This is a genomic window from Micromonospora sp. NPDC005686 (assembly GCF_042871665.1).
Lineage (GTDB): Bacteria > Actinomycetota > Actinomycetes > Mycobacteriales > Micromonosporaceae > Micromonospora.
Genome location: NZ_JBIAIY010000005.1, coordinates 170,220 through 192,673 on the forward strand (window position 1 = coordinate 170,220; position 22,454 = coordinate 192,673).

A 22,454-nucleotide genomic window follows, 5' to 3' on the forward strand; every position below is an offset into this window, starting at 1 on the left:
GCAAAACCGGCTCACTCCTCGCGCTCACAGCCACCTCTGTTCGCGACTGCGGGGCTCGCAAAACCGGCTCACTCCTCGCGCTCACAGCCACCTCTGTTCGCGACTGCGGGGCTCGCAAAACCGGCTCACTCCTCGCGCTCACGGTGGCCCCTCCCGCTGGACCACCAGCCCGTGCCCCGCGTCTCCCGCGGCCTCCACGTGCCGGTCCACCTCGGTGCCCAGGCTGCGCAGGATGTCCAGGATCAGCCCGACCACCACGAGATAGACGCCGATGTCGAAGAACAGCGACGTGACCAGGTAGAAGTCGCCGACCACGGGCAGCCACAGGTTGACCTTCACGCTCTGCAGCACCTGGCCGGTGAGCGCCAGGCCGAGCACGCCGCTGCCCACCGAGATGCCCAGACCCGCGCCGAGCACCGTTCCGGCCCCGACCGGCGCCGCCTCGGCCAGCTCGTACCGGCCGCCGGCCAGGTAACGCAGGGCCAGCGCCAGCCCGGCCACGAGCCCGCCGGCGAAACCGCCGCCGGGCGCGTTGTGCCCGGAGAACAGCAGGAAGAACGAGAAGATCAGTACGGTGTGGAAGATCAGCCGGGTGACCACCTCGAACACGATCGAGCGCCGCCGTTCCGGCAGCGTCTGCCCGCCGCGCAGCCACACCGTGCGCCGGTCCCCGGCGCGCAGCGCGGCCGGTGGCGGGCGACGAGGGCGCGGCCCGGTGCGGGAACGCTCGTAGATCAGGCTGGCCACACCGGTCGCGGTCACCACGAGCACCGAGATCTCCCCCATGGTGTCCCAGGCGCGGATGTCGACGAGCGTCACGTTCACGACGTTGCGGCCGTACCCCTGCGTGAGGGCGAGATCCGGGAAGGCCGCGGAGATCGACGGCGCGCGCCGCGCCCCGGCCGCGACGAGCGCCAGCCCGGCCATCACCACACCGGCGGCGATCCCGATCCCGCGCCGTACCCAGCGGCTGCGGCGCAGCGGACGGGCCGAGAAGCGCGCCGGCAGCCGCCGCAGCACCAGCACGAACACCGCGATCGTGGCGGTCTCCACCAGGAACTGGGTGAGCGCCACGTCCGGGGCGCCGTAGAGGACGAACATCATCGCGGTGCCGTAGCCGGTCACGCCGACGAGCAGCATCGCGGTGAGCCGGCGCCGCGCGCTCACCGCGAGCAGTGCGGCGACCGCGATCACCACGCAGACCACGAGCTGGGCCGGGTTGTCCCAGACCGCCAGATCGACCCGCCACGGCGCGGTGGCGATCATCGCCCCGCCAGGCACGAACACCAGCGCGAGCAGCACGGTGCCGAGGTACTGCGGCAGCGAGCCGCGCTGGGTGGCGCCGGTGACCTCGATGGCGAGCCGGTCGAAGGCGTGCGTCACCCACTCGTACCCCTGGTTGCCGCCCACCGGCGAACGCAGCCGGGCCAGCAGGGGCGCCAGCGGGCCGCGGACCAGGTGCAGCACCACGCCGCCGGCCAGCACGAGGGCGGACAGGCCGAGCGCCTCCGTCGGTCCGTGCCAGAGCGCCAGGCGCTCCTCGACCGGCCCGAACAGCTCGGCGTACGGCTCGAACAGGCCGCTCAGCCACCCGGCGGCCGGACCGGCGGCGAGCCCGGCCACGGCGAGCAGAGCCGGGGGTACGAACATCGCGGCGGGCGGCCGGGCCCACTCGGTGTCCGGCACACCGGGCCGGGTGCCGAACGCGCCCCAGAGGAACCGGATGCTGTACGCGACGGTGAGCGCGCTGCCGACCACCAGCACGATCAGGACCGGTGGATCACCGGTGAACGCGGCGAGCGCCGCCTCCTTCCCGACGAACCCGAGCAGCGGCGGCACCCCGGCCATCGAGGCGGCGGCCAGCGTGGCGACGGTGGCCAGCACCGGCGCGGCCCGGCCCAGCCCGGACAGATCCCGCAGGTCACGGGTGCCGGCCTCGTGGTCGAGGATGCCGACGACCAGGAACAGCGCCGCCTTGAACAGGGCGTGCGCCGCCAGCATCGCCACGCCGGCCAGCGCCGCCTTCGGCGTGCCCGCGCCGAACACCACTGTGAGCAGGCCGAGCTGGCTGACCGTGCCGTACGCCAGCAGCAACTTCAGGTCGACCTGCCGCAGCGCCGCCCACCCGCCGATGACGAGCGTGACCAGCCCGGCCACGACGGTGACCGGCCGCCACCCGCCGGCCGGGGCGAGCAGCGGGCCGAGCAGTCCGATGAGGAAGATGCCGGCCTTCACCATCGCCGCCGCGTGCAGGTACGCGCTCACCGGCGTCGGCGCGGCCATCGCCACCGGCAGCCAGGCGTTGAACGGGAACACGGCGGACTTCGCCAGCGCCCCGGCGAGGATGAGCAGCACCGCGACGGTGAGGTATCCCCCGCCGGGCAGCGGCGCCGCCGCCACCGCGGACCACCGGTAGCCGCCGGCGTGGTGGCCGAGCAGCAGGAACCCGACGAGCATGGCCAGCCCGCCCAGCGTGGTCACGGTGAGCGCCTGCGCGGCGGCCCACCGGCTGGACCGGCGCTCGGTGCTGTGCCCGATGAGCAGGTAGGAGAAGACGGTGGTCAGCTCCCAGAAGACGTAGAGCAGCAGCAGGTCGTCGGAGACGACGAGGCCGAGCATCGCCCCGGCGAAGGCGACCATGACGGCGGCGAACCGGGCCAGCCCGGTCGACCCGGGCGGGAAGTAGCGGGCGGAGTAGACCAGCACCAGCGCGCCGACGCCGCCGACGAGCAGCAACATCAGCCAGGACAGCGTGGTGACCCGCAGCGCCACGTCGAGCTGCAACTGCGAGATCCACGGGTACGTCTCGACCACCGCGCCGCCGTCGCGTACCGCTCCGGTGTGCGCCGCCGCCCACACCGCTGTGGCGGCCGGGGCGAGCGCGAGCAGCAGGCAGGCGCGCGGACCCCACCGGCGGACCAGCGGCGGGGCGAGCAGCGCCGCCACCAGGTGCACGATCAGCAGGACGAGCACGCGTACTCCCGGTCGAGGTGACAGCGCGGGGACACGCTGGTGTCACGACCGATCACACGCCACAGCGGCACCGAACCGGGCCGTTTTCCCCAAAACCCACCCGTATCCCCCTCGCCCAGCCGCCCTCTCCGGCCCGCTGATCAAGGAGTTCGTGTCCGGGAGCACGCCTGATCCCGCCGCAAATTCCCTGGTCGCCGCGCGAGGGAAGGGCGGGGTGGGGTGCGGTCGTCAGGGGGCGGGGTTGGGGGTGGCCAGCTGGCGGGCGGCGCGGTCGACGGCGCGCTGGGCGGCGGCCAGGGAGCGCAGCGGCAGCCGGGCGTCGCGGCTCTCCCGCCGCTGGACGAAGTAGTGCACAGCGGCCCGGACCCGGGCCCGGTCGGCGGCGCTGGACCGGGCGGTGGCCAGGATCATCTCGCGCAGCCGTGCGGCCAGCTCCTCGGCCAGCTCCAGATCGGGGCCGCGCAGACCGGCGCGCAGCGCGGCCAGGCGACTGTCGACCTTACGGATGAGCACGTCGGTCCCCGGCCCCAGGACTCGTTCCTCGACGGTCATCCACGCCTCCACCCCACGCTGCATCGCGAGTGAAGTTACTTTATGTTGCTGCTCACAAGCAAGCAGTTAAGTAAGACTTAACGGAATAATCGCCCATTGCATTCTTCGCCCGCTGCGGGCGGGACGCAACGGTCCGGCGACGGGCCGGATGTCACACCCGCGCGGCAGGATGGGAGCGTGGCGGACGAGGTGACCCCGTCAGGCGGGTCAGACAGGTCAGGCGGGTCAGACAGGTCGAGCGGGTCAAGCGGGTCAGGCAGGTCGAGCGGGTCGGGCGGCGTGCTGGCGGAGTTCGGCGCGGCGACCCGGGAGTGGTTCACCGCGGCCTTCGCCGCGCCCACCCCGGCCCAGGAGGGCGCCTGGCGTTCGGTGGCCGCCGCACGCAACGCGCTGGTGGTCGCGCCGACCGGCTCGGGCAAGACGCTCGCGGCGTTCCTCTGGTCGCTCGACCGGCTCGCCAAGGAGTCGCCGCCGGCCGATCCCCGGCGCCGCTGCCGGGTGCTCTACGTCAGCCCTCTCAAGGCGCTCGCCGTGGACGTGGAACGCAACCTGCGCGCCCCGCTCACCGGCATCCGCCACGCCGCCTCCCGGCTCGGTCTGGTCCCGCCGGACATCACCGTCGGGATGCGTACCGGCGACACCCCGGCCGACGAGCGCCGGGCCTTCGCCCGCACCCCGCCGGACATCCTCATCACCACGCCCGAGTCGCTGTTCCTGCTGCTCACCTCCGCCGCCCGCGACTCGCTGCGCGGCGTCGACACGGTGATCGTGGACGAGGTGCACGCGGTCGCCGGCACCAAGCGCGGCGCCCACCTGGCGCTGTCCCTGGAACGGCTCGACGCGCTGCTGGACCGGCCCGCGCAACGGATCGGCCTGTCCGCCACCGTCCGGCCGATCGACGTGTGCGCCCGCTTCCTCGGCGGCGCGCGCCCGGTCGACGTGGTGCAACCACCGGCCGACAAGACCATCGAGGTCAGCGTCCAGGTCCCGGTGGAGGACATGACCCGCCTCGACGAGCAGGAGCCGCCCGAGGACGACCTGGGCGGCCGCGCCCCCCGCCGCGCCTCGATCTGGCCGGCCGTCGAGGAGCGGGTGTTCGCGCTGATTCGCGCGCACCGGTCCACGATCGTGTTCACCAACTCCCGGCGCGGCGCCGAACGCCTCTGCGCGCGGCTCAACGAGCTGGCCGCCGAGGAGATCGAGGCGGCGTCCGCCCAGGAGGGCAGCCGCGTGGCCCGGGGCGGAGAGCCGGTGCGCGTATCCGATCTGCTGCCCGGCGCCGACGGCCCGCCGCCCGCCGCCGGGTCCGGGCCGGTGCGGACGCCGCGGCTGCCGGCGGAGGTGATGGCGCAGGCCGGCGCGGCGGCCGGTGCGCCGGCGGTGATCGCCCGGGCGCACCACGGCAGCGTCTCCCGGGAGGAGCGCAAGCAGATCGAGGAGGCACTCAAATCCGGTCGGCTGCCCGCCGTGGTCGCCACGTCCAGCCTGGAGCTGGGCATCGACATGGGCGCCGTCGACCTGGTGGTGCAGATCGAGGCGCCGCCGAGCGTGGCGGCCGGGCTGCAACGGGTCGGGCGGGCCGGGCACCAGGTGGGCGCTGTCTCACGTGGCGTCGTCTTCCCCAAGCACCGGGGCGACCTGCTCTCCTGCACGGTGGTGGCCGAGCGGATGGGCGCCGGGGCGATCGAGGAGCTGCACTACCCGCGCAACCCGCTCGACGTGCTGGCACAGCAGATCGTCGCGATGGTGGCGCTGGAGCCGTGGCCGCTCGGCGACCTGGCCGTGCTGGTCCGCCGGGCGGCGCCGTTCGCGGAGCTGCCCGACTCGGCGCTGCACGCGGTGCTCGACATGCTCTCCGGCCGCTACCCGTCCACCGCGTTCGCCGAGCTGCGTCCCCGGCTGGTCTGGGACCGCGCCACCGACGTGCTGACCGGCCGGCCCGGCGCCCAGCGGCTCGCCGTGACCAGCGGCGGCACCATCCCCGACCGGGGCCTGTTCGGCGTGTTCCTGGCCGGTGCCGAGCGGGCGGCCCGGGTCGGCGAGCTGGACGAGGAGATGGTCTACGAGTCCCGGGTGGGCGACGTGTTCCTGCTCGGCTCGTCGTCCTGGCGGATCGAGGAGATCACCCCCGACCGGGTGCTGGTCTCCCCCGCGCCCGGGCAGGCGGCCCGGATGCCGTTCTGGAAGGGCGACCAGCTCGGCCGCCCGGTCGAGCTGGGCCGGGCGATCGGCGCCCGGGTCCGGGCGCTGCTGCGGCAGTCCGACGCGGACGCGGTGGCGGCGCTGCGCGCCGGTGGGCTCGACGACTGGGCCGCCGGCAACCTGATGAACTACCTGCGCGAGCAGAAGGCGGCCACCCGGTCGCTGCCGGACGACCGGACCGTGGTGGTCGAGCGGTTCCGCGACGAGCTCGGCGACTGGCGGCTCGCCGTGCACTCGGTGCTGGGCGCGCGCGTCAACGGGCCGTGGGCGCTGGCGATCGGCCGCCGGCTGGCCGAGCGGTACGGCGTGGACGCCCAGGTCATGCCCTCCGACGACGGCATCGTGGTGCGCCTGCCGGACACCGCCGACACCCCGCCCGGCGCCGACGTGGTCGTCTTCGAGCCGGACGAGATCGCCCAGCTCGTCGAGGAGTCGGTGGGTACGTCGGCGCTGTTCGCGTCCCGGTTCCGCGAGTGCGCGGCCCGGTCGCTGCTGCTGCCCCGGCGTGACCCCCGGCGGCGGCAGCCGCTGTGGCAGCAACGCCAGCGCGCCGCGCAACTGCTCGACGTGGCCCGCGAGTACGCCGACTTCCCGGTCACGCTGGAGGCCGCCCGCGAGTGCCTCCAGGACGTGTTCGACCAGCCCGCCCTCGCGGGGCTGATGCGCGACCTGGCCGCCCGCAAGGTACGCCTGGTCGAGGTGGAGTCCGAGCGCCCGTCGCCGTTCGCGCGGTCGCTGCTGTTCGGGTACGTCGGCGCGTTCCTCTACGAGGGCGACGCGCCACTGGCCGAGCGGCGGGCCGCCGCGCTGGCGCTCGACTCCGGGCTGCTCGGCGAGCTTCTCGGCCGCGTCGACCTGCGGGAGCTGCTCGATCCGGCGGTGCTCACCGAGACCGCGCGCCAACTGCGCTGGCTCACCGAGCAGCGGCGGCCCCGCGACCCGGAGGACGTGGTCGAGCTGCTGCGCGTGGTCGGCGACCTGAGCGGCGCCGAGCTGGCCGAGCGCGGCGTGCCGGAGTCGTGGACCGGCGAGCTGGCGGCAGCCCGGCGGGTGCTGCGCGTCCGCATCGCCGGGGAGGACCGCTGGGTGGTGGTCGAGGACGCCGCCCGGCTGCGCGACGCGCTCGGGGTGGCGCTGCCCGTCGGGGTCGCCGAGGCTTACCTGGCACCGGTGGCCGATCCGCTCGCCGACCTGGTCGCCCGGTACGCCCGCACGCACGGCCCGTTCGCGGCGGCCACCTGCGCGGCCCGGTTCGGGCTCGGCGTGTTCGTGGTGGAGCAGGCGCTGCGCCGGCTCGCCGCGACCGGCCGGGTGGTCTCCGGTGAGTTCGCCCCGGACACGGTGGGCACCCAGTGGTGCGACGCCGAGGTGCTGCGCCTGCTGCGCCGCCGCTCCCTCGCCGCCCTGCGCCGGGAGATCGAGCCGGTGCCGCCGCGCGCGCTCGCCGCGTTCCTGCCGCGCTGGCAGCAGGTCGGATCGTCGGCCCGGGGCGTCGAGGCGGTCACCGCCGCCGTGGAGCAGTTGCAGGGCGTGAGCGTGCCCGCGTCCGCGCTGGAACGCCTGGTGCTGCCCGCCCGGGTGGCCGACTACTCCCCCGCCCAGCTCGACGAGCTGTGCGCCGGCGGCGAGGTGGTGTGGGCCGGCGCGGGCGCGATCTCCGGCGGGGACGGGTGGGTGACACTCGCGTACGCCGACGTCGCGCCGCTGCTGCTCCCGCCGCCGGACGAGGCGCTGACGCTCACCCCGCTGCACGAGTCGGTGCTCGACGCGCTCGCCGACGGGCAGGCGCTGTTCTTCCGCTCGCTGTCCGACCGGGTCGGCGCCACCGACGACGCCGCACTGTCCGGCGCGGTGTGGGATCTGGTGTGGGCCGGTCACCTCACCAACGACACCCTCGCGCCGCTGCGGGCCACGCTCGGCGCGGGTGGGGCGCACCGCTCCCGGCCGTCGGCGCCGCGCACCCGCTTCCGCCGTCCCGGCCGGGTCGCGCTGCCCAGCCGCAGCGGTCCGCCCACGATGGCCGGTCGCTGGTCCCGGCTGCCCGAACGCGACCTCGACCCCACCCGCCGCGCCGCCGCGCTGGCCGACCTGCTGCTGGAGCGGCACGGTGTGGTGACCCGGGGCGCGGTCATGGCCGAGCAGGTCACCGGCGGATTCGCCGGGGTCTACCCGGTGCTGTCCGCGATGGAGGAACGCGGGGCGGCCCGGCGCGGCTACTTCGTGGAAGGGCTCGGCGCGGCCCAGTTCGCGGTGCCCGGCGCGGTGGACCGCATCCGGGCGCTCGCCGACGACACCCAGGGCCGGGGCGGGCCGACAGTGGTGCTCGCGGCCACCGACCCGGCCAACCCGTACGGCGCGGCGGTGCCCTGGCCCGAACGCGTTGTCGACTCCGGCGGCGGCGCGGCACCCGCCACCGGCCACCGGGCCGGGCGCAAGGCGGGCGCGCTTGTCGTGCTGGTCGGCGGCGATCTGGTGCTCTACGTCGAGCGGGGCGGCCGGACGATCCTGTCGTTCACCGACGACACCGACACGCTCGGCGCGGCCGGCAAGGCGCTCGCCGACGCGGTGCACTCCGGTGCGCTCGGTGCGATCTCGGTGGAACGCGCCGACGGCGAGGCCGTGCACGCGTCCCCGCTGCACTACGCGCTGACCGCCGCCGGTTTCCGCGCCACCCCGCGCGGCCTGCGCCTACGCGGCTGACCGCCCGCTGTGCCGGTTAGGGTGTGCCGGACGCGAGCGGGAGGAGGGCCGGTGGCGATCCCGCACGTCGGCTCCGACGGCATCCCGCTGCACGACGAGCTGCGGCTGGCTCGGCACCTGACCAGGGCGGGCACCCAGTGAACGGCACCCCGCAGTGTGTCTCGCTGACCACCGACTACGGCCTGGCCGACGGGTTCGTGGCGGCGTGCCACGGGGTGCTGGCCCGGCTCGCCCCGGCGGTACGGGTGATCGACGTGACGCACCTGATCCCACCCGCCGACGTACGCCGGGGCGCGGCGGTGCTCGCGCAGACCGTGCCGTACCTGCCGTGGGGGGTGCACGTGGCAGTGGTCGACCCGGGCGTGGGCACCACGCGACGCGGGATCGCGCTCGCCGCGCCCGGCGGGCTGCTCGTCGGGCCGGACAACGGGCTGCTGATCCCGGCCGCCGAGGCGCTGGGCGGGGTCGTCGCCGCGGTGGAGCTGACCAACCCGGCCTGGCTCGGCCCGGTCGTCTCCCGCACGTTCCACGGGCGTGACGTGTTCGCGCCGGTGGCAGCCCGGCTGGCGCTCGGCGCGCCAGTGGCCGAGGCCGGGCCGGCGGTGGACCCGGGCACGCTGGTCCGGCTGCCGGAACCGGTGGTGCACGCGGCGGACGGCGTGCTGCGCGCCGAGGTGCTGACCGTCGACCACTTCGGCAACGTCCAGCTCGCCGCGCCCGGCCCACTGCTCGACGGGCTGCCGTCCCGGGTGCTGGTGAACGGCCACGAGGCGGTCCACGGCCGCACGTTCGGCGACGCGCCGCAGGGCGTCTTGGTGGTCTACGTCGACTCCGCCGCCCAGGTCGCCGTCGCGGTGAACACCGGCCGGGCCGCCGACACCCTGAACACCGCCCCGGGCGACCTGGTCACCATCACCACCCCCTGACCCCGCCCTCCCCCTCCCCCCTCCCCCCCGGTCCCGCGATCTTGCGGTTGCTGCCCCGGCACATCCGGCGAAAGCCCCACCGGGCGGGCCGAAAGTGCAAGATCAGCGGGAGGCGGGAGGCGAGAGGCGAGGGGGTGACGGGCGGGGGTCAGCAGCGGGGGACGGTGGCGCCGTAGATCGAGGACAGGTACGCGTGGCTGACGTAGGTGCCGTCCACCAGGCGGTACCACCTCGTCGTGGTGCGGTACGTGCCGGCGACGCGCTGCCCGGTGACGTAGCACCGCACCGGCACGTGGGCGTGCGTGGCGGCCAGGCCACGGCTCGCGTACGAGGTGCTCGCCCCGGTGCGCAGGTTCAGCGGCCCGGAGCCGACGATCGCCCGCGCCCCGCCGCCGGTCCACAGCAGCGTCACGTCCACCCAGGCGTTGTCGGTGAGCCGCAGCCCGTCCCAGAACGTCCCGTCGGCGAGGTCCAGCCCTGCCGGGTTGCGCACGGTACGTCCGAACTGGTCGCGCCCTCCGTTGTAGCCGTTCTGGTACGCCGCCTGCGCCTCCGGCAATCCGCGTGGCAGGTCCGTCCAGTTCTCCCGGACCGACGCCGGGTTCCACCAGTCGTCCCTGGTGTTCCACGGGCCGACGTCCCACACCGGTGCGTACTCGCAACGGCTGCCGCTCGTCGTGCAGACCTTGACCGTGTAGTCACCAGTGTCGCGCGGGGACAGGCCGCGCCGGGTGGGCAGCGCCGCGAAGTGGTCCCGGGTGCCCACGGTGTGCCCGTTGGCGGTGGTGCCGCCGACCAGGCCGATGCGGGTCGCGTACACCCGGTAGGTGAGCGCGGCGGCCGGCTGGACCGCTGTGGTGGTGACCCGGTCGGCGGCCAGGGTCAGGCCGGTCACGGTGGCCTCCGACGCGGCGTCGCGGGTGGTCAGCACGACGCGCGCCTGGACCCGGCTGACCGGCTGGTCGAAGACCGCGTCGGCGCCGTCGCGCCACTCGGTCCAGCCACGGGCACGCCAGCCGCGTACCTGGGCCACCGCCGTACCCCCGTCGCCGGTGCGGGCGGCGAGCTGCGCGCGTACCCGGGTCGCGGGTTTCCGCAGGGCGCGCGGCGCGGAGAGCAGGATGCCCTCGGCCACCGGTCCGCCCACGGCGGCCGGGCGGGTCCGGACGGCGGGTCGGGGGTCGGCCAGCCCCAGGCGGCCGGACCGCCAGGCGACGTTGACGTCGTCGCCGCCGGCCACGGCGAGGTCGACGGACCAGCGTTCGGGACCGGCGGCGCGGGCCGGTGCGGCGGTGGGTGAGGGCGCGGCGGGCGCGGGCGTGCCGGGCAGTCCGGCGGCCACGGTGAGCAGTGCGGTCAGGGCGACGACGGTACGACGTCGTGAGTGAGCCATCAGCATTCTCCTCAGAACCCCCTGATCGTTGCGTTTCCATAGATCATGTGGAACCTCAGTACAAATGGCGACACATGCGAGTTCTGCTCGACCGGGGGACAATGGCCGGGTGCCCGAAGGCGACACCGTCTGGAACACCGCGCGCGTGCTGCAACGCGCGCTGGCCGGGGCCCGGCTCACCGGGTCCGACTTCCGCGTGCCGCAGCTCGCCGCCACCGACCTGACCGGCTGGACCGTGCGGGAGTCGGCGAGCCGGGGCAAGCACCTGCTGCTGCGCCTGGCCGACCCCGACGCCCGGCAGTGGACGCTGCACTCGCACCTGCGGATGGACGGCGCCTGGCGGGCGTACGCCCCGGGTGAGCGCTGGACCGCGCGGCCGGCGCACCTGATCCGGGTGGTGCTCCGCTCCCCCGCCGCGGTCGCTGTCGGCTACCACCTGCACGAGGTGGCGCTGGTGCCGACCGCCGAGGAGGAGTCGCTCGTCGGCCACCTGGGCCCGGACCTGCTCGGCCCGGACTGGGACGCCGACGAGGCGGTACGCCGGCTCGCCGCCGACCCGGACCGCACCGTCGGCGAGGCGCTGCTCGACCAGCGCAACCTGGCCGGGGTGGGCAACCTCTACAAGTGCGAGGTGCTGTTCCTGCGCGGCGTGTCGCCGTGGACGCCGGTCGGCGCGGTGCCGGACCTGCCCGCCACAGTGGCGCTGGCCCAGCGGCTGCTCGCGGCCAACCGGGGCCGGTGGACGCAGAGCACCACAGGCGTGTTGCACCGCGGCGGCACCAGCTACGTCTACGGTCGCCGGGCCCAGCCCTGCCGCCGCTGCGGGACCGCCATCCGCAAGGAGGAGCTGGGCGAACGGGTCACCTACTGGTGTCCGGCCTGCCAGCCCGGCGTGGAACTTCCACGAAACGCCGAAGATCAGTCGAGATAGGGACGATTGGGCAATTCCCCCTCGCCCTTCCGACGTCGCATGCTGCGGTGGACCGCTCACGGATCGTCAGCAGCGCGCACGCCCGCCACGCCGGGGTGTCGGCCGGCGCGCCCCGACCCCGGGGAGAGCCATGGTGCTGTTCCGCCGCAGCCGGCCCGGACGTCCGGACCACGCCGCCGTCGTCGCCGAGGAGACCGCGCCGCCCGGTTCCGTCGCGCCCACCGTTCCGGCCGCTCGCGGGCACGACGAGGAACCGGCCGACGGCCCGGCGCCGGCGAGCCTGGACCCGGCCGCCGTCCCGCGCCTGTTCGGCCCGGTGCCGAACACCGCCGCCAGCCCGCTGCCCACGCTCGACCCGGACGGCCGTGCGGTGCCCGGCACCGGCCTCCGCAAGTTCGTCGACCCGCTGCCGCTACCAGGGCAGCCGGCCACCGCCGGGCTCGGTGCCCGCCTGCCGGTCGCCGTCCCCGACACCATCACCTGGCCGGGCTGCGACTACTACGAGATCGGCCTCCAGGAGTACGCGCAGCGCCTGCACCGCGACCTGCCGGCCACCCGGCTGCGCGGCTACCGGCAGCTCAACCTGGGCACCGACGCCTCCGGGCACAACACGGTCGGCCCGCCCGGCCGCCCCTGGCACCTCGGCCCGATGATCGTTGCCCGCCGGGGCCGCCCGGTGCGGATCAAGTTCATCAACCAGCTCCCCACCGGCCGGGCCGGCGAGCTGTTCCTGCCGGTCGACGAGACTGTCGACGGCGCCGGCGCCGGGCCGCTCGACGGGCCCGCGCCGTACCCGCAGAACCGGGCCGTGCCGCACCTGTCCGGCGCGCAGACCGGCTGGATCAGCGCCGGCAACCCGTGGCAGTGGGTGACCCCGGCCGGCGAGATCACCCCGTATCCGGTCGGTGTGGGCGTCACGCCGGTGCCGGACATGCCGCCGCCCGGAGCGGGGGCCACCACGCTGTACTTCCCGAACGAGCAGAGCGGCCGGCTGATGTGGCTGCACGACAACACGCTCGGCCTGTCCCGGCTCACCGTCTACTCCGGGCAGATCGCGCTCTACCTGCTCACCGACCCGGCCGAGGAACAGCTCGTCGAGGACGGCGTGCTGCCCGCCGACCAGTTCCCGCTGGTGATCGAGGACAAGACGTTCGTACCCGACGACGCGCAGCTCGCCGCCCAGGACCCCACCTGGGACCGGGACCGCTGGGGCGCCAAGGGCAGCCTCTGGCACCCGCACGTCTACCAGCCCCGGCAGAACCCGTACCGGCTCACCGGCACCAACCCGACCGGGCGCTGGGACTACGGGCCGTGGACCCACGACCCGGACGGCGGCGCCAGCCCGTGGGTCGCGCCGGTGCCGAACCCGCACCACGACCCCGACGCCGACACCGACGAGCCGCCGCTGGTGCCGGGCGTGCCGCACCCGTCGGCCGTCCCCGAGGCGTACGGCGACACACCGCTCGTCAACGGCGTGGCCTATCCGTACCTGGAGGTCGCGCCGCGCGCGTACCGGTTCCGGATCCTCAACGCCTGCGCGGACCGGGCGCTCAACCTCCAGCTCTACCGGGCCGCCTCGGACGCGCCGATGTGGGCGGACGACGGCACCCCCGGCGAGCTGGACGCCGGTGAGGTGCCGATGGTCGAGGCGGTACGCGCGCCGGGACGGCCCGCCTACTGGCCGGCCGACGCACGCGACGGCGGCGTGCCCGACCCGGCCGCCGCCGGCCCCGGGATGATCCAGATCGGCAACGAGGGCGGCCTGCTCCCCGCCCCCGTCGTGCTGACCAACCGGCCGGTGGACTACCGGTACGACAGGCAGGACCCGACGGTGCTCAACGTGGACGGGCACGCGCTGCTGCTCGCCCCCGGCGAGCGGGCCGACGTGGTGATCGACTTCTCCACCGTGCCGCCGGGCAGCACGCTCATCCTCTACAACGACTGCCCCGCGCCGCTGCCCCGGTTCGATCCGCGCCACGACCACCACACCGGCGCGCCGGACCGGACCCCCGCCGGTGGCCTGCCGCCGACCCGGCCCGGGTACGGCCCGAACACCCGTACGCTGCTCCAGATCCGGGTCACCGGCAGCCCGGCCGAGCCGTACGACACGCGGCGGCTCGCCGACCGGCTCCCGGGTGCGTACGCGCGCAGCCAGCCGCCGCCGATCGTGCCGCAACCGGCGTACGACACCGCGATCGGCACCTCCACCCCGCGCCCGACGCTCGTCCCCGCGCGGGCCGCCTCGGTCACGTTCACGCCGGCCGGCGCGACCACCCCGGTCACGTTGCCGCTGGCGGTGAAGTCGGTCGGGCAGGTGTTCGAGCCCCGGCACGGGCGCGCGGTGGGACGGCTCGGGGTCGGCCACCCGGTCAGCGGGCCGCTCGCACCGGCCACCCTGCCGCTGGGCCCGGCCGACCCGGCCACCGAGGTGCTGCACGCCACCGACCCGGCAGTGGCGGTCGGTGCGCCCGGCGACGGCACGCAGCTCTGGCGGATCGTGGGGGACGCCCCGCGTACCCATCCGGTGCACATCGAGGGCTGCGACGTACAGGTGGTCAACCGGGTCGGCTGGGACGGCACGGTCCGCCCGCCGGACCCCGGCGAGCTGGGCTGGAAGGACACCGTCCGGGTCAACCCCCGGGAGGACGTCGTGGTGGCGCTGCGTCCCGTACCGCCCGCCCTGCCGTTCAAGATCGGCGACAGCGTACGGCTGCTCGACCCCACCCGCCCGGCCGGCGTACGGCTGGACGCCGGTCCGGTCAGCCCGGTCGACGGCCGCCCCGCGGTAGTGGTCAACCAGATGGTCAACCTCGGCTGGGAGTACCGCTGGCAGACCCGCTCGGCCGGACTGCGCGACCAGGGCATGAGCCGTCCGCTGGTCCTGCGCGTCGCACCCAGGGCGCCGACCGGGCTCGGCGCCACCCCCGCGCCCGGCGGCGCCACCGCGCTACCGGCCATCGCGCTGACCTGGACCGGCAACGGCAGCCGTCCCGTGCCCACCAGCCACCGGCTGCAACGCGCCACCGACAGCGCCTTCTCCACCGGGCTTACCCAGATCACCGTGGCCGCCACCGCCACGCGGTACACCGACGCCACAGTCACCCCGGGCGTCACCTACCACTACCGGATCCGGGCCGAGAACGCGGTGAGCTGCTCGTCCTGGTCGAACGCCACACCGGCGGCGGTGCACCTGGCCGCGCCGACCCGGCTGACCGCGGTGCTGCCGCCGAACGCGCCACTGCGGGTGGCGCTGCGCTGGGCCAACCACTCCTTCGCGACGGGGGTGGACGTGCAGCGGGCCACGAACCCGACGTTCACCAGCGGTCCGGGCACCACGGCCATCGCCGTGGGCGAGGCCCACGTGGACCCGGCAGTCGCACCGGACACCACGTACTACTACCGGGTACGCACGACGTACCTGGGCGCGGCCTCCCCCTGGTCGACGGTGGCCGCGGTGACCACCCCGGCGCGGCCGGCCGCACCGACCGGGGTGAGCGTCACCACGAGCGCGTCCGGGCCGGACACGGCCACCGTGACGGTGAGCTGGTCGGCGCAGACGCCGGCCGGACCGGGCGCCGGGTTCATCGTGCAGCGCGCCACCGACGCCGCCTTCACCCGCGAACCGGCGACGTTCCACGTCACCGGCCGTGGCTTCACGAACACCGGCCTGGCGCGCGGGGTCACCTACCACTACCGGGTACGCGCGACGAACGTCGTAGGCACCTCCCCCTGGACTCCCCCCACCCCCAAGACCACCCCCACCTGACTCCTCGCCCTCCCCCGGCCTCGACCGGGTGCCGAGACAGGCCCAGGCCGGTGATCATGGGGAGGGAAGCCGCAGCGGCGGGGTGGGAGCGCCCGGAGGGGACGGTCAGGGGGCGCGCAAGGGGGTGCGGAGTTCGGCCAGGGCGGAGGCTACGCCGTGCAACAGGTCGGTGGCCTCGGTCAGCCGCGCGGCGGCCGGGTGCGCGGTGTTCGGGCGGGCGTCCTCGGCGACGTAACCCGCCGCGGCCACCACCAGCCGCTCGTACGCGGCCACCCCGTCCTCCAACTGCGCCACCAGCGAGGCGTGCACCTCGTTCAACGGGCTCTGCGGCGTCAGCTTCGACGCGCGTTCCACGCCCGCCACCCGGTTCGCCAGCTCGCGCAGGGACCGGTCCGCCTCGGCCGCCTCCCGTACCGCCGGCTCGGCCAGCCCGGTCAGCCGCCCGGCCAGCCCGGCCAGGGTGAGCGCGGCCCGGTCCAGCCGGGCCCACGGCTCGGCCGCGGCGGTGCCGCGCAGCGCGAGGCGGGAACGGACCCGGCGAGCCTCGGCCAGGACGCCCGGCCCGACCGGGAGCCGCTCGACGGCGGCGACCAGCCGGGCCCGGGAGCGGGCGGCGGCCTCGGCCGGATCAAGGGCGGGTGGGGGCGGCACGGCGGCCAGCGCGCGGTGGTCGACCCAGCGCCAGGCGGCGACCGCGATCGCGCTGCCCGCGGCGCCGGCCCAGGCCGCGTCCGGCAGGCCCAGTCCGGCGTACGGGGTCAACACCGCGGCGGCGCCGCCGAGCCCTCCGGCCAGCACGCTCCACCGACGCGCCGAGTTACGCAGCCTGCGCAGCCTGCGGAAGTGCCGGGCCCGTTCGTCCGCCATCGTGTCCGCCCCTCCGTCAGCCGGTCGTGGTCTCCCCGGTGCCACGCTCCCGGCTCATGCTGGCCCGGATCTCGTCGAGCCGGGCGGTGGCGGCCGGGTCGGTCGGCTGCCCCACCGCTGGGGTCTCGTGCCGGGCACCGAGCTGCTCGCCGGCCATGCTCGACCGGATCTGCTCCAGTCTCGCCGATCCGGACGAGTCGAGGGTCGCCTTCTGAATCTCCAGCATCCGGCCCTCGACCGAGTTGCCGGCCAGTTCGGCCCGGCCCATGGCGGTGGCGTAGCGGCGCTCGATCCGATCGCGTACCTCGTCGAGTGACGGGGTGCTGGCGGGCGCGGTGAGCGACGACATCGACTCCAGCGAGCGGGCCACGCTCTCCTGCATCTTGGCCTGCTCCAGCTGGCTGAGCAGCTTGGTGCGCTCGGCCAGCTTCTGCTGGAGGATCATCGAGTTGTTCTCGACCGCCTTGCGTGCCTGCGCGGCGGCGCCCAGCGCCTGGTCGTGCAGCGTCTTCAGGTCCTCCAGCGCCTGCTCGGCGGAGACCAACTGGGTGGCGAGCATCTGGGCGGACTGCTCGTAGCGCCCCGCCTCGGTCTCGTCGCCCTTGCCGCGGGCCTGGTCGGCCAGCGCCAGCGCCTGCCGCGCGTTGCCCTGGAGCTGTTCCACCTCGGTCATCTGCCGGGACAGCTTCATCTCCAACTGGCGCTGGTTGCCGATCACCGCCGCCGCCTGCTGGACCAGCGCCTGGTGCTGGCGCTGCGCCTCCTCGACGGCCTGCTGGATCTGCACCTTCGGATCCGCGTGTTCGTCGATCTTCGCGCCGAAGAGCGCCATCAGGTACTTCCAACCCTTGACGAACGGGTTAGCCATCTCCGCCTCGTCCCCTCAGTAGCGTCGCGTCTACATCGTTCCAGCCGGACGCCACTCCGGCACCCGTACGCTCCTGATCAACAGTACGACGCGGACGCCAGCACTGCCCACGGCGCGGCAGCCGGGTCAGGCGGCGCAGACCACGTCCCGCTCGGCGGGGCGTACGCGGGTGCTGCGCAGCGTGGCCTTGAGCGGCGAGTCCTGCCGGACCTGGACGGCGACGGCGCCGTCGGTGACCTGCCGGACTCCACGGTTGGTGGCCTTGCGCACGGCGGACGGGGCCACCGCTGCCGGCTCGACCCGCTCGTCGGCCATCGGCACCAGCACGCCGGGCATCTGCTCGGCCAGGGCGACCGTGTCGCTCACCTCGCGCAGCAGCTCGGACAGGCGGGCGCCGAGCGCGTCGCAGATCGCCGCCAGCAGCTCGCTGGAGGGTTCCTTCTGGCCGCGTTCGATCTCGGAGAGGTAGCCGAGGCTGACGTTGGCGGCGGAGGAGACCTCGCGGAGGGTGCGGTGCTGTCCTTGCCTGCGTGCCCGCAGCGCGTCACCGATCACCCGGCGTAGCAGGACCATCGCACCTCCCCCTGAACGGGACCACCATCCCCGGCCGACCGCGTCGCGCCGGACGCGGCGGACCGCTCCGGCGCCGACGGCGACCGCCGGAGCCTTCCCGCAACCGTACCCGTTGGTCGCCACGACGACATCCCACCCCGCCTCCGAAATCCAGGCGGATCGGCCCGCCCGGCGGTCCCGCCGCCGGGTGTGCCGGCGCCTCGGCGGCTCACCGGTGGCCGGCCCCCGCCGCCTGCGCGGCGTCGGTGCCCTCAGGGAGATCGATGCGGTCGGCGAGCAGGCGCAGCGCCTCGATCACCGCGGCCGAGCGGATGTGGTCACGGCCGCCGTCGATGTCGAGCCGGCGCACCTCGGTGCCGTCCGGCCCGGCGACCGCCACGTAGACCAGGCCGACCGGCTTGCCGTCCTGCGGCTCCGGCCCGGCCACTCCGGTGGTGGCCAGGCCCCAGTCCGCGCCGCACCGCCGCCGTCCGCCCTCGGCGAGCGCCACCGCCACCTCCGGGTCGACCGGGCCGCGGTCGGCCAGCAGGTCCTCCGGTACGCCGGCGAGCGTCGCCTTGAGTTCGGTGGCGTAGACCACCATGCCGCCCCGGTAGATCGAGCTGACGCCGGCGATCTCCACTATCGCGGCGGCCAGCAGGCCGCCGGTCAGCGACTCGACGGTGGCCAGCGTCTGGCCGCACTCGTGCAGGCGGTGCACCACGGCGGCCGCCGGGCTGCCGGCGGGCCGCTGGTTTCTCGCGTCGGTGTCCATGCCCGCCCCCATTTCCCGCCCCACGCCGGCTTACTCGCCCGCCGACCGGTTCGAACGGATCAACGGGCCGGGCGGCGCAGCCGCAACGCCTGGGCGACGTAGTCGAACCCGGTGACCACGGTGACCACCACCGCCGCTCCCATGAACCACGGCCCGATCGCGGCCGGCGCCTCCGGCATCGGCCAGAGGTACCAGGTGATGGCCAGGATCTGCAGCGCGGTCTTGACCTTGCCGCCCCGGCTGGCCGCGATCACCCCGTGCCGGATCACCCAGAACCGCAGCCCGGTGATGCCCAGCTCGCGGGCCAGGATCACCACTGTCACCCACCAGGGCAGCCGGTCGTAGACGGAGAGCAGCAGCAGCGCGGCGCCGGTGAGTGCCTTGTCGGCGATCGGGTCGGCGACCTTGCCCAGCGAGGTGACCAGGTCGTACCGGCGGGCGATCCAGCCGTCGACCAGGTCGGTCGCGGAGGCCACCACGAAGATCAGGCAGGCCGTCATCCGCCAGCCCGCGTGACTCATGCCGGAGGCGATCACGGTGGCCATGAAGACCGGCACCAGCATCAGGCGCGCGCCGGTGAGCAGGTTCGCCGCGTTGAGCAGCGGTACGGGGGCAGCCGCCGTCGACTCCGCCCCCGTCATGTCCCGCATCGCCCCACGTGGCTTCCCCGCTCCGTCCGGGCCCGCCGTCACCGTACCGCGCCGGGCGCCGCCGAGATCATCTCATCCGGCACGGCGACCAGGTCGACGCCCTCGGTCGCCGTCACGGTGGCGCGGACCAGGTCACCGGGGCGCAGCGCGGCCAGATCCACGCCGCCGCCGACCGGCGCGACGAGCGTGGTCGAGCCGTCGACCTCGGGCGCCTGGTGGGCGGCCCGCCCCTCCACCACGCCGTCGGCGGTCGAGTCCACGAGCACCTCCACCGTCGCGCCGAGGCGCTCCTCGGCGCGCTGCGAGCAGAGTTCGTCGGCCAGCGCGCTGAGCTTGTCGTACCGCCGCTTGATCGTGGCGGCGGAAACCTTGCCGGTCAGCCCGGCGGCCTCGGTGCCGTCCTCGTCGCTGTAGTCGAACATGCCGATCGCGTCCAGCCGCGCCTCGGTCAGGAACCGGACCATCTCGGCGACGTCCTGCTTCGTCTCGCCGGGGAAGCCGACGATGAAGTTGCTGCGCGCGCCCGCGTCCGGCGCCAGCGCGCGGGCCGAGGCCAGCAGCTCCAGGAACCGGTCGGTGGAGCCGAAGCGCCGCATCCGGCGCAGCACCGGCTCGCTGGAGTGCTGGAACGACAGGTCGAAGTACGCGGCGACGCCGGGCGTGGTGGCGATCACCTCGACCAGGCCGGGCCGGGTCTCGGCCGGCTGGAGGTAGCTGGCCCGCACCCGCACGATCCCGTCGATGGCGGCGAGCTGCGGCAGCAGCTTCTCCAGCGCGCGCGGGTCGCCGAGGTCCTTGCCGTACGAGGTGGAGTTCTCGCTGACCAGCACCAGCTCCCGTACGCCGGTCTTGGCCAGCCACTCGGCCTCGGCGAGCAGCTCGTCCGGGGTACGCGAGACGAACGCCCCACGGAACGCCGGGATGGCGCAGAACGCGCACCGCCTGTCGCACCCGCTGGCGAGCTTCAGCGAGGCCACCGGGCCGGTGTCGAGACGGTGCCGCAGCACCTGCCGCAGGTGCGCCGGGGTGTGCGCGTCGGTCTCCGGAGCGACCCGGGCCGGGGTGCCGTGCCCGGGCAGCGACACCGCCGCGTCGCGGCGCTTCACCGGGGTCAGCGGCAGCAGTTCCCGCCGGTCGCGGGGGGTGTGCGCGCCGATCGCCTCGCCGGCGAGCACCGAGTCGAGCCGGGATGCGATGTCCGGGTAGTCGTCGAAGCTGAGCACGGCCTGCGCCTCGGGCAGACTGTCGGCCAGCTCACGGCCGTACCGCTCGGCCATGCACCCGGCGGCGACCACCTTGGCGCCGGTGTCGGCGGCGGCCAACAGCGTCTGGATCGAGTCCTGCTTGGCCTTCTCCACGAACCCGCAGGTGTTCACCACCACCACGTCGGCGCCCTCGCCGTCGGTGGTGACCTGCCACCCGTCGGCGTGCAGCCGGGCGGCCAACTCCTCCGAGTCGACCTCGTTGCGGGCGCAGCCGAGGGTCAGCAGGGCGACGCGGCGCCCGTCGGATCGCGGGGTGGAGGAGGAGGCAGACACCATCCGAGGGTACCGGGCCGGTTCCGGTCCGCCGCGCACCCGTCCGGCCGGCTCAGCGAGCGGGAACGGCCACCCGGGCCAGCCGGTCGAGGAGGAACACCTCCGTGCCGGCCAGGCCGGTGGAGCAGAAGACCGAGATCTGGTCCGCGGTGGTCCGGCCGGGGACCGCGCCGGCCAGCACCGCGCCCAGGTCGCGCAACCGCCCGGCGTACGGCTCCAGGGCGGCGAGCATCGGCGGGACGTACGCGGTGGCCTGCCCGGGTGAGTCGGTGACCAGCAGGTCGGCGGCGTCGAGGAGGTCGGGCCCGAACTCGTGCCGGTCGACCTGCTTGAAGCCGACAGTGGTGACGTGGGTGCCCGGGGCCAGGTCGGCGGCGTCGAGCACCGGGGTGGTGCTGGTGGTGGCGAGCACCACGACGTCCCGGTCGCGTACCGCGGCGGCGGCCGAGCCGACCGCGCGGGCGGGCACGCCCAGCTCGGCGCGGACGCGTGTGGCGAACGCCTCCCGCCGGGCCGCCGAGCGGCTGTACACGGTCACCTCGCGCAGCGGCCGGACCGCCGCCGCGGCCCAGACCTGGGTCCACGCCTGCCGCCCGGACCCCACCACGCCGACCGTGGCGGCGTCCGCGCGGGCCAGGGCGTCCACCGCCACGCCGCCCAGTCCTCCGGTACGCCGGGAGCCCAGCTCCTCGCCGACGGCGATGGCGCGTACCGCACCGGTGGTGGCGTCGTGCAGCACGACGAGCTGGCCGCTCTCCGGGTGGCCGAACGTGTCGTACGAACGGAAGCCGTACCACTGCCCGGTGAGGTGCCCGGCGGTCAGCACCATCCGGCCCCCGCCCAGCGGCGCGGACGCCCGGGGCGGGGCGATGAGCCGCCCGGCGTACGCGGCCAGCAGCGCGTCCCGCATGGCCGCCACGGTGAGCGGGGCGTCCACGGCGGCCGCGACGTCGTCGTCGGAGAAGAGCAGGGTCATACCTCCATCGTGCAACCTGAAGTTGACGTCAACTCCACTGATGGTGGGCTTTCTCACCTCGCCGCCGACGCGGCCGGCCCGGTGCTACGGTGGGCCCGCCCGTCAGAGGTGATACCCATGGCCTGGATCGTGCTGGTGCTCTCCGGACTGCTGGAGACCGCGTGGGCGATCGCGCTGGACCGCAGCGCGGGCTTCACCCGCCCTCTCCCCTCCGCCGTCTTCGCCGTCACCCTGGCCGGCAGCATGGCCGGCCTGGCGTACGCGCTGCGCGACATCCCGGTCGGCACCGGCTACGCGGTGTGGGTCGGCATCGGCGCGGTCGGCACCGCGCTGATCGGAATGCTCGCGCTCGGCGAACCGGTCAACCTGCCGCGCGTGGCCTGCCTGCTGCTGGTGGTGGCCGGCGTGGTGGGACTGAAGTTGTTCGGCTGATCGATACCGCATCCGGTTTGGACGACGCGGCGGCCGGGGTACCGAATCCTTCGTCGCCACACAGCGAGACCACTCACGGAGGAACCCCATGGCCAACATGCACGCCACCGCCCGTCCGCGCACCAACGCCGCCCGCATCTGCACCATCGTCGCGTTCGTGTTCGCGGCCCTCGCGATCTTCGTGTCCCCGCTGGTCTTCGGGGTCCTCGGTCTGGTCCTCGGCATCGTCGGCGCCGTCCTCGGCGACAAGCCGCTGGGCTGGTACGCCGCCGCCGCGAGCGTGGTCGGCGCGATCATCGGCGCCGTGCTCGTCGCCGCGCTGCTCAACTGACCCGGAACCGCCGACGGCGGCC

Annotated in this window: 16 protein-coding genes; 6 read left to right on the forward strand and 10 right to left on the reverse strand. The window is 75.0% G+C overall.

Going from position 1 to position 22,454, the window contains the following annotated elements; all coding sequences use genetic code 11:
- Positions 1-138: 138 nt before the first annotated feature.
- Both ACFYON_RS14045 and ACFYON_RS14050 read right to left on the reverse strand, forming a co-directional pair.
- Positions 139-2,973: a Na+/H+ antiporter subunit A gene (locus ACFYON_RS14045; protein WP_357707729.1), complete on the reverse strand. Its 2,835-nt coding sequence runs from the start codon at positions 2,971-2,973 to the stop codon at positions 139-141.
- A gap of 228 nt (positions 2,974-3,201) precedes the next feature.
- The gene (locus tag ACFYON_RS14050; protein WP_354866002.1) at positions 3,202-3,525 is read right to left on the reverse strand and encodes a hypothetical protein; all 324 of its coding nucleotides are present in this window, start codon (positions 3,523-3,525) and stop codon (positions 3,202-3,204) included.
- A 279-nt stretch (positions 3,526-3,804) separates the two neighbouring features.
- Between ACFYON_RS14050 and ACFYON_RS14055 the strand changes: the two genes are divergently transcribed.
- Together ACFYON_RS14055 and ACFYON_RS14060 are read left to right on the forward strand one after the other, a co-directional pair.
- Positions 3,805-8,427, forward strand: coding sequence for a DEAD/DEAH box helicase (locus tag ACFYON_RS14055; protein WP_387320781.1), 4,623 nt, complete (start codon positions 3,805-3,807; stop codon positions 8,425-8,427).
- Positions 8,428-8,564: 137 nt separating this feature from the next.
- Complete coding sequence (locus ACFYON_RS14060; protein WP_387320783.1) at positions 8,565-9,353, forward strand: S-adenosyl-l-methionine hydroxide adenosyltransferase family protein; 789 nt, start codon at positions 8,565-8,567, stop codon at positions 9,351-9,353.
- A 148-nt stretch (positions 9,354-9,501) separates the two neighbouring features.
- Here ACFYON_RS14060 and ACFYON_RS14065 read toward each other — a convergent pair whose 3' ends face one another.
- Positions 9,502-10,746 (reverse strand): hypothetical protein, encoded by a 1,245-nt coding sequence (locus ACFYON_RS14065; protein ID WP_354865577.1) that lies wholly within the window; start codon positions 10,744-10,746, stop codon positions 9,502-9,504.
- A gap of 109 nt (positions 10,747-10,855) precedes the next feature.
- On the opposite strand from ACFYON_RS14065, the gene ACFYON_RS14070 reads away from it, so the two are divergent.
- Together ACFYON_RS14070 and ACFYON_RS14075 are read left to right on the forward strand one after the other, a co-directional pair.
- Positions 10,856-11,677 carry a DNA-formamidopyrimidine glycosylase family protein gene (locus ACFYON_RS14070; protein ID WP_354865579.1) on the forward strand — a complete coding sequence of 274 codons (822 nt, stop codon included), beginning with the start codon at positions 10,856-10,858 and terminating at the stop codon, positions 11,675-11,677.
- 130 nt (positions 11,678-11,807) lie between these two features.
- On the forward strand, positions 11,808-15,443 hold the full coding sequence (locus tag ACFYON_RS14075; RefSeq protein ID WP_355096444.1) for a fibronectin type III domain-containing protein: 3,636 nt from the start codon (positions 11,808-11,810) through the stop codon (positions 15,441-15,443).
- 105 nt (positions 15,444-15,548) lie between these two features.
- Here the strand turns inward: ACFYON_RS14075 and ACFYON_RS14080 are convergent, their stop codons facing one another.
- The 7 genes from ACFYON_RS14080 to ACFYON_RS14110 form a co-directional block, all read right to left on the reverse strand.
- The gene (locus ACFYON_RS14080; protein WP_354865583.1) at positions 15,549-16,310 is read right to left on the reverse strand and encodes a hypothetical protein; all 762 of its coding nucleotides are present in this window, start codon (positions 16,308-16,310) and stop codon (positions 15,549-15,551) included.
- 16 nt (positions 16,311-16,326) lie between these two features.
- Positions 16,327-17,178, reverse strand: coding sequence for a PspA/IM30 family protein (locus tag ACFYON_RS14085; protein WP_354865585.1), 852 nt, complete (start codon positions 17,176-17,178; stop codon positions 16,327-16,329).
- Between the two features lie 126 nt (positions 17,179-17,304).
- On the reverse strand, positions 17,305-17,751 hold the full coding sequence (locus ACFYON_RS14090) for a helix-turn-helix transcriptional regulator (RefSeq protein ID WP_354865587.1): 447 nt from the start codon (positions 17,749-17,751) through the stop codon (positions 17,305-17,307).
- A 208-nt stretch (positions 17,752-17,959) separates the two neighbouring features.
- Positions 17,960-18,505 (reverse strand): CinA family protein, encoded by a 546-nt coding sequence (locus ACFYON_RS14095; RefSeq protein WP_354865589.1) that lies wholly within the window; start codon positions 18,503-18,505, stop codon positions 17,960-17,962.
- 59 nt (positions 18,506-18,564) lie between these two features.
- Complete coding sequence (pgsA, locus tag ACFYON_RS14100; RefSeq protein WP_354866004.1) at positions 18,565-19,146, reverse strand: CDP-diacylglycerol--glycerol-3-phosphate 3-phosphatidyltransferase; 582 nt, start codon at positions 19,144-19,146, stop codon at positions 18,565-18,567.
- Between the two features lie 47 nt (positions 19,147-19,193).
- A complete protein-coding gene (rimO, locus tag ACFYON_RS14105) occupies positions 19,194-20,696 on the reverse strand; it encodes a 30S ribosomal protein S12 methylthiotransferase RimO (RefSeq protein WP_355047382.1) in 1,503 nt (500 codons plus the stop codon).
- A gap of 49 nt (positions 20,697-20,745) precedes the next feature.
- Positions 20,746-21,669 (reverse strand): ornithine cyclodeaminase family protein, encoded by a 924-nt coding sequence (locus tag ACFYON_RS14110; protein WP_354865593.1) that lies wholly within the window; start codon positions 21,667-21,669, stop codon positions 20,746-20,748.
- 117 nt (positions 21,670-21,786) lie between these two features.
- On the opposite strand from ACFYON_RS14110, the gene ACFYON_RS14115 reads away from it, so the two are divergent.
- Both ACFYON_RS14115 and ACFYON_RS14120 read left to right on the forward strand, forming a co-directional pair.
- The gene (locus ACFYON_RS14115; RefSeq protein WP_354865594.1) at positions 21,787-22,101 is read left to right on the forward strand and encodes a multidrug efflux SMR transporter; all 315 of its coding nucleotides are present in this window, start codon (positions 21,787-21,789) and stop codon (positions 22,099-22,101) included.
- Between the two features lie 88 nt (positions 22,102-22,189).
- Positions 22,190-22,432, forward strand: coding sequence for a hypothetical protein (locus ACFYON_RS14120; RefSeq protein WP_354865596.1), 243 nt, complete (start codon positions 22,190-22,192; stop codon positions 22,430-22,432).
- Positions 22,433-22,454: the final 22 nt, after the last annotated feature.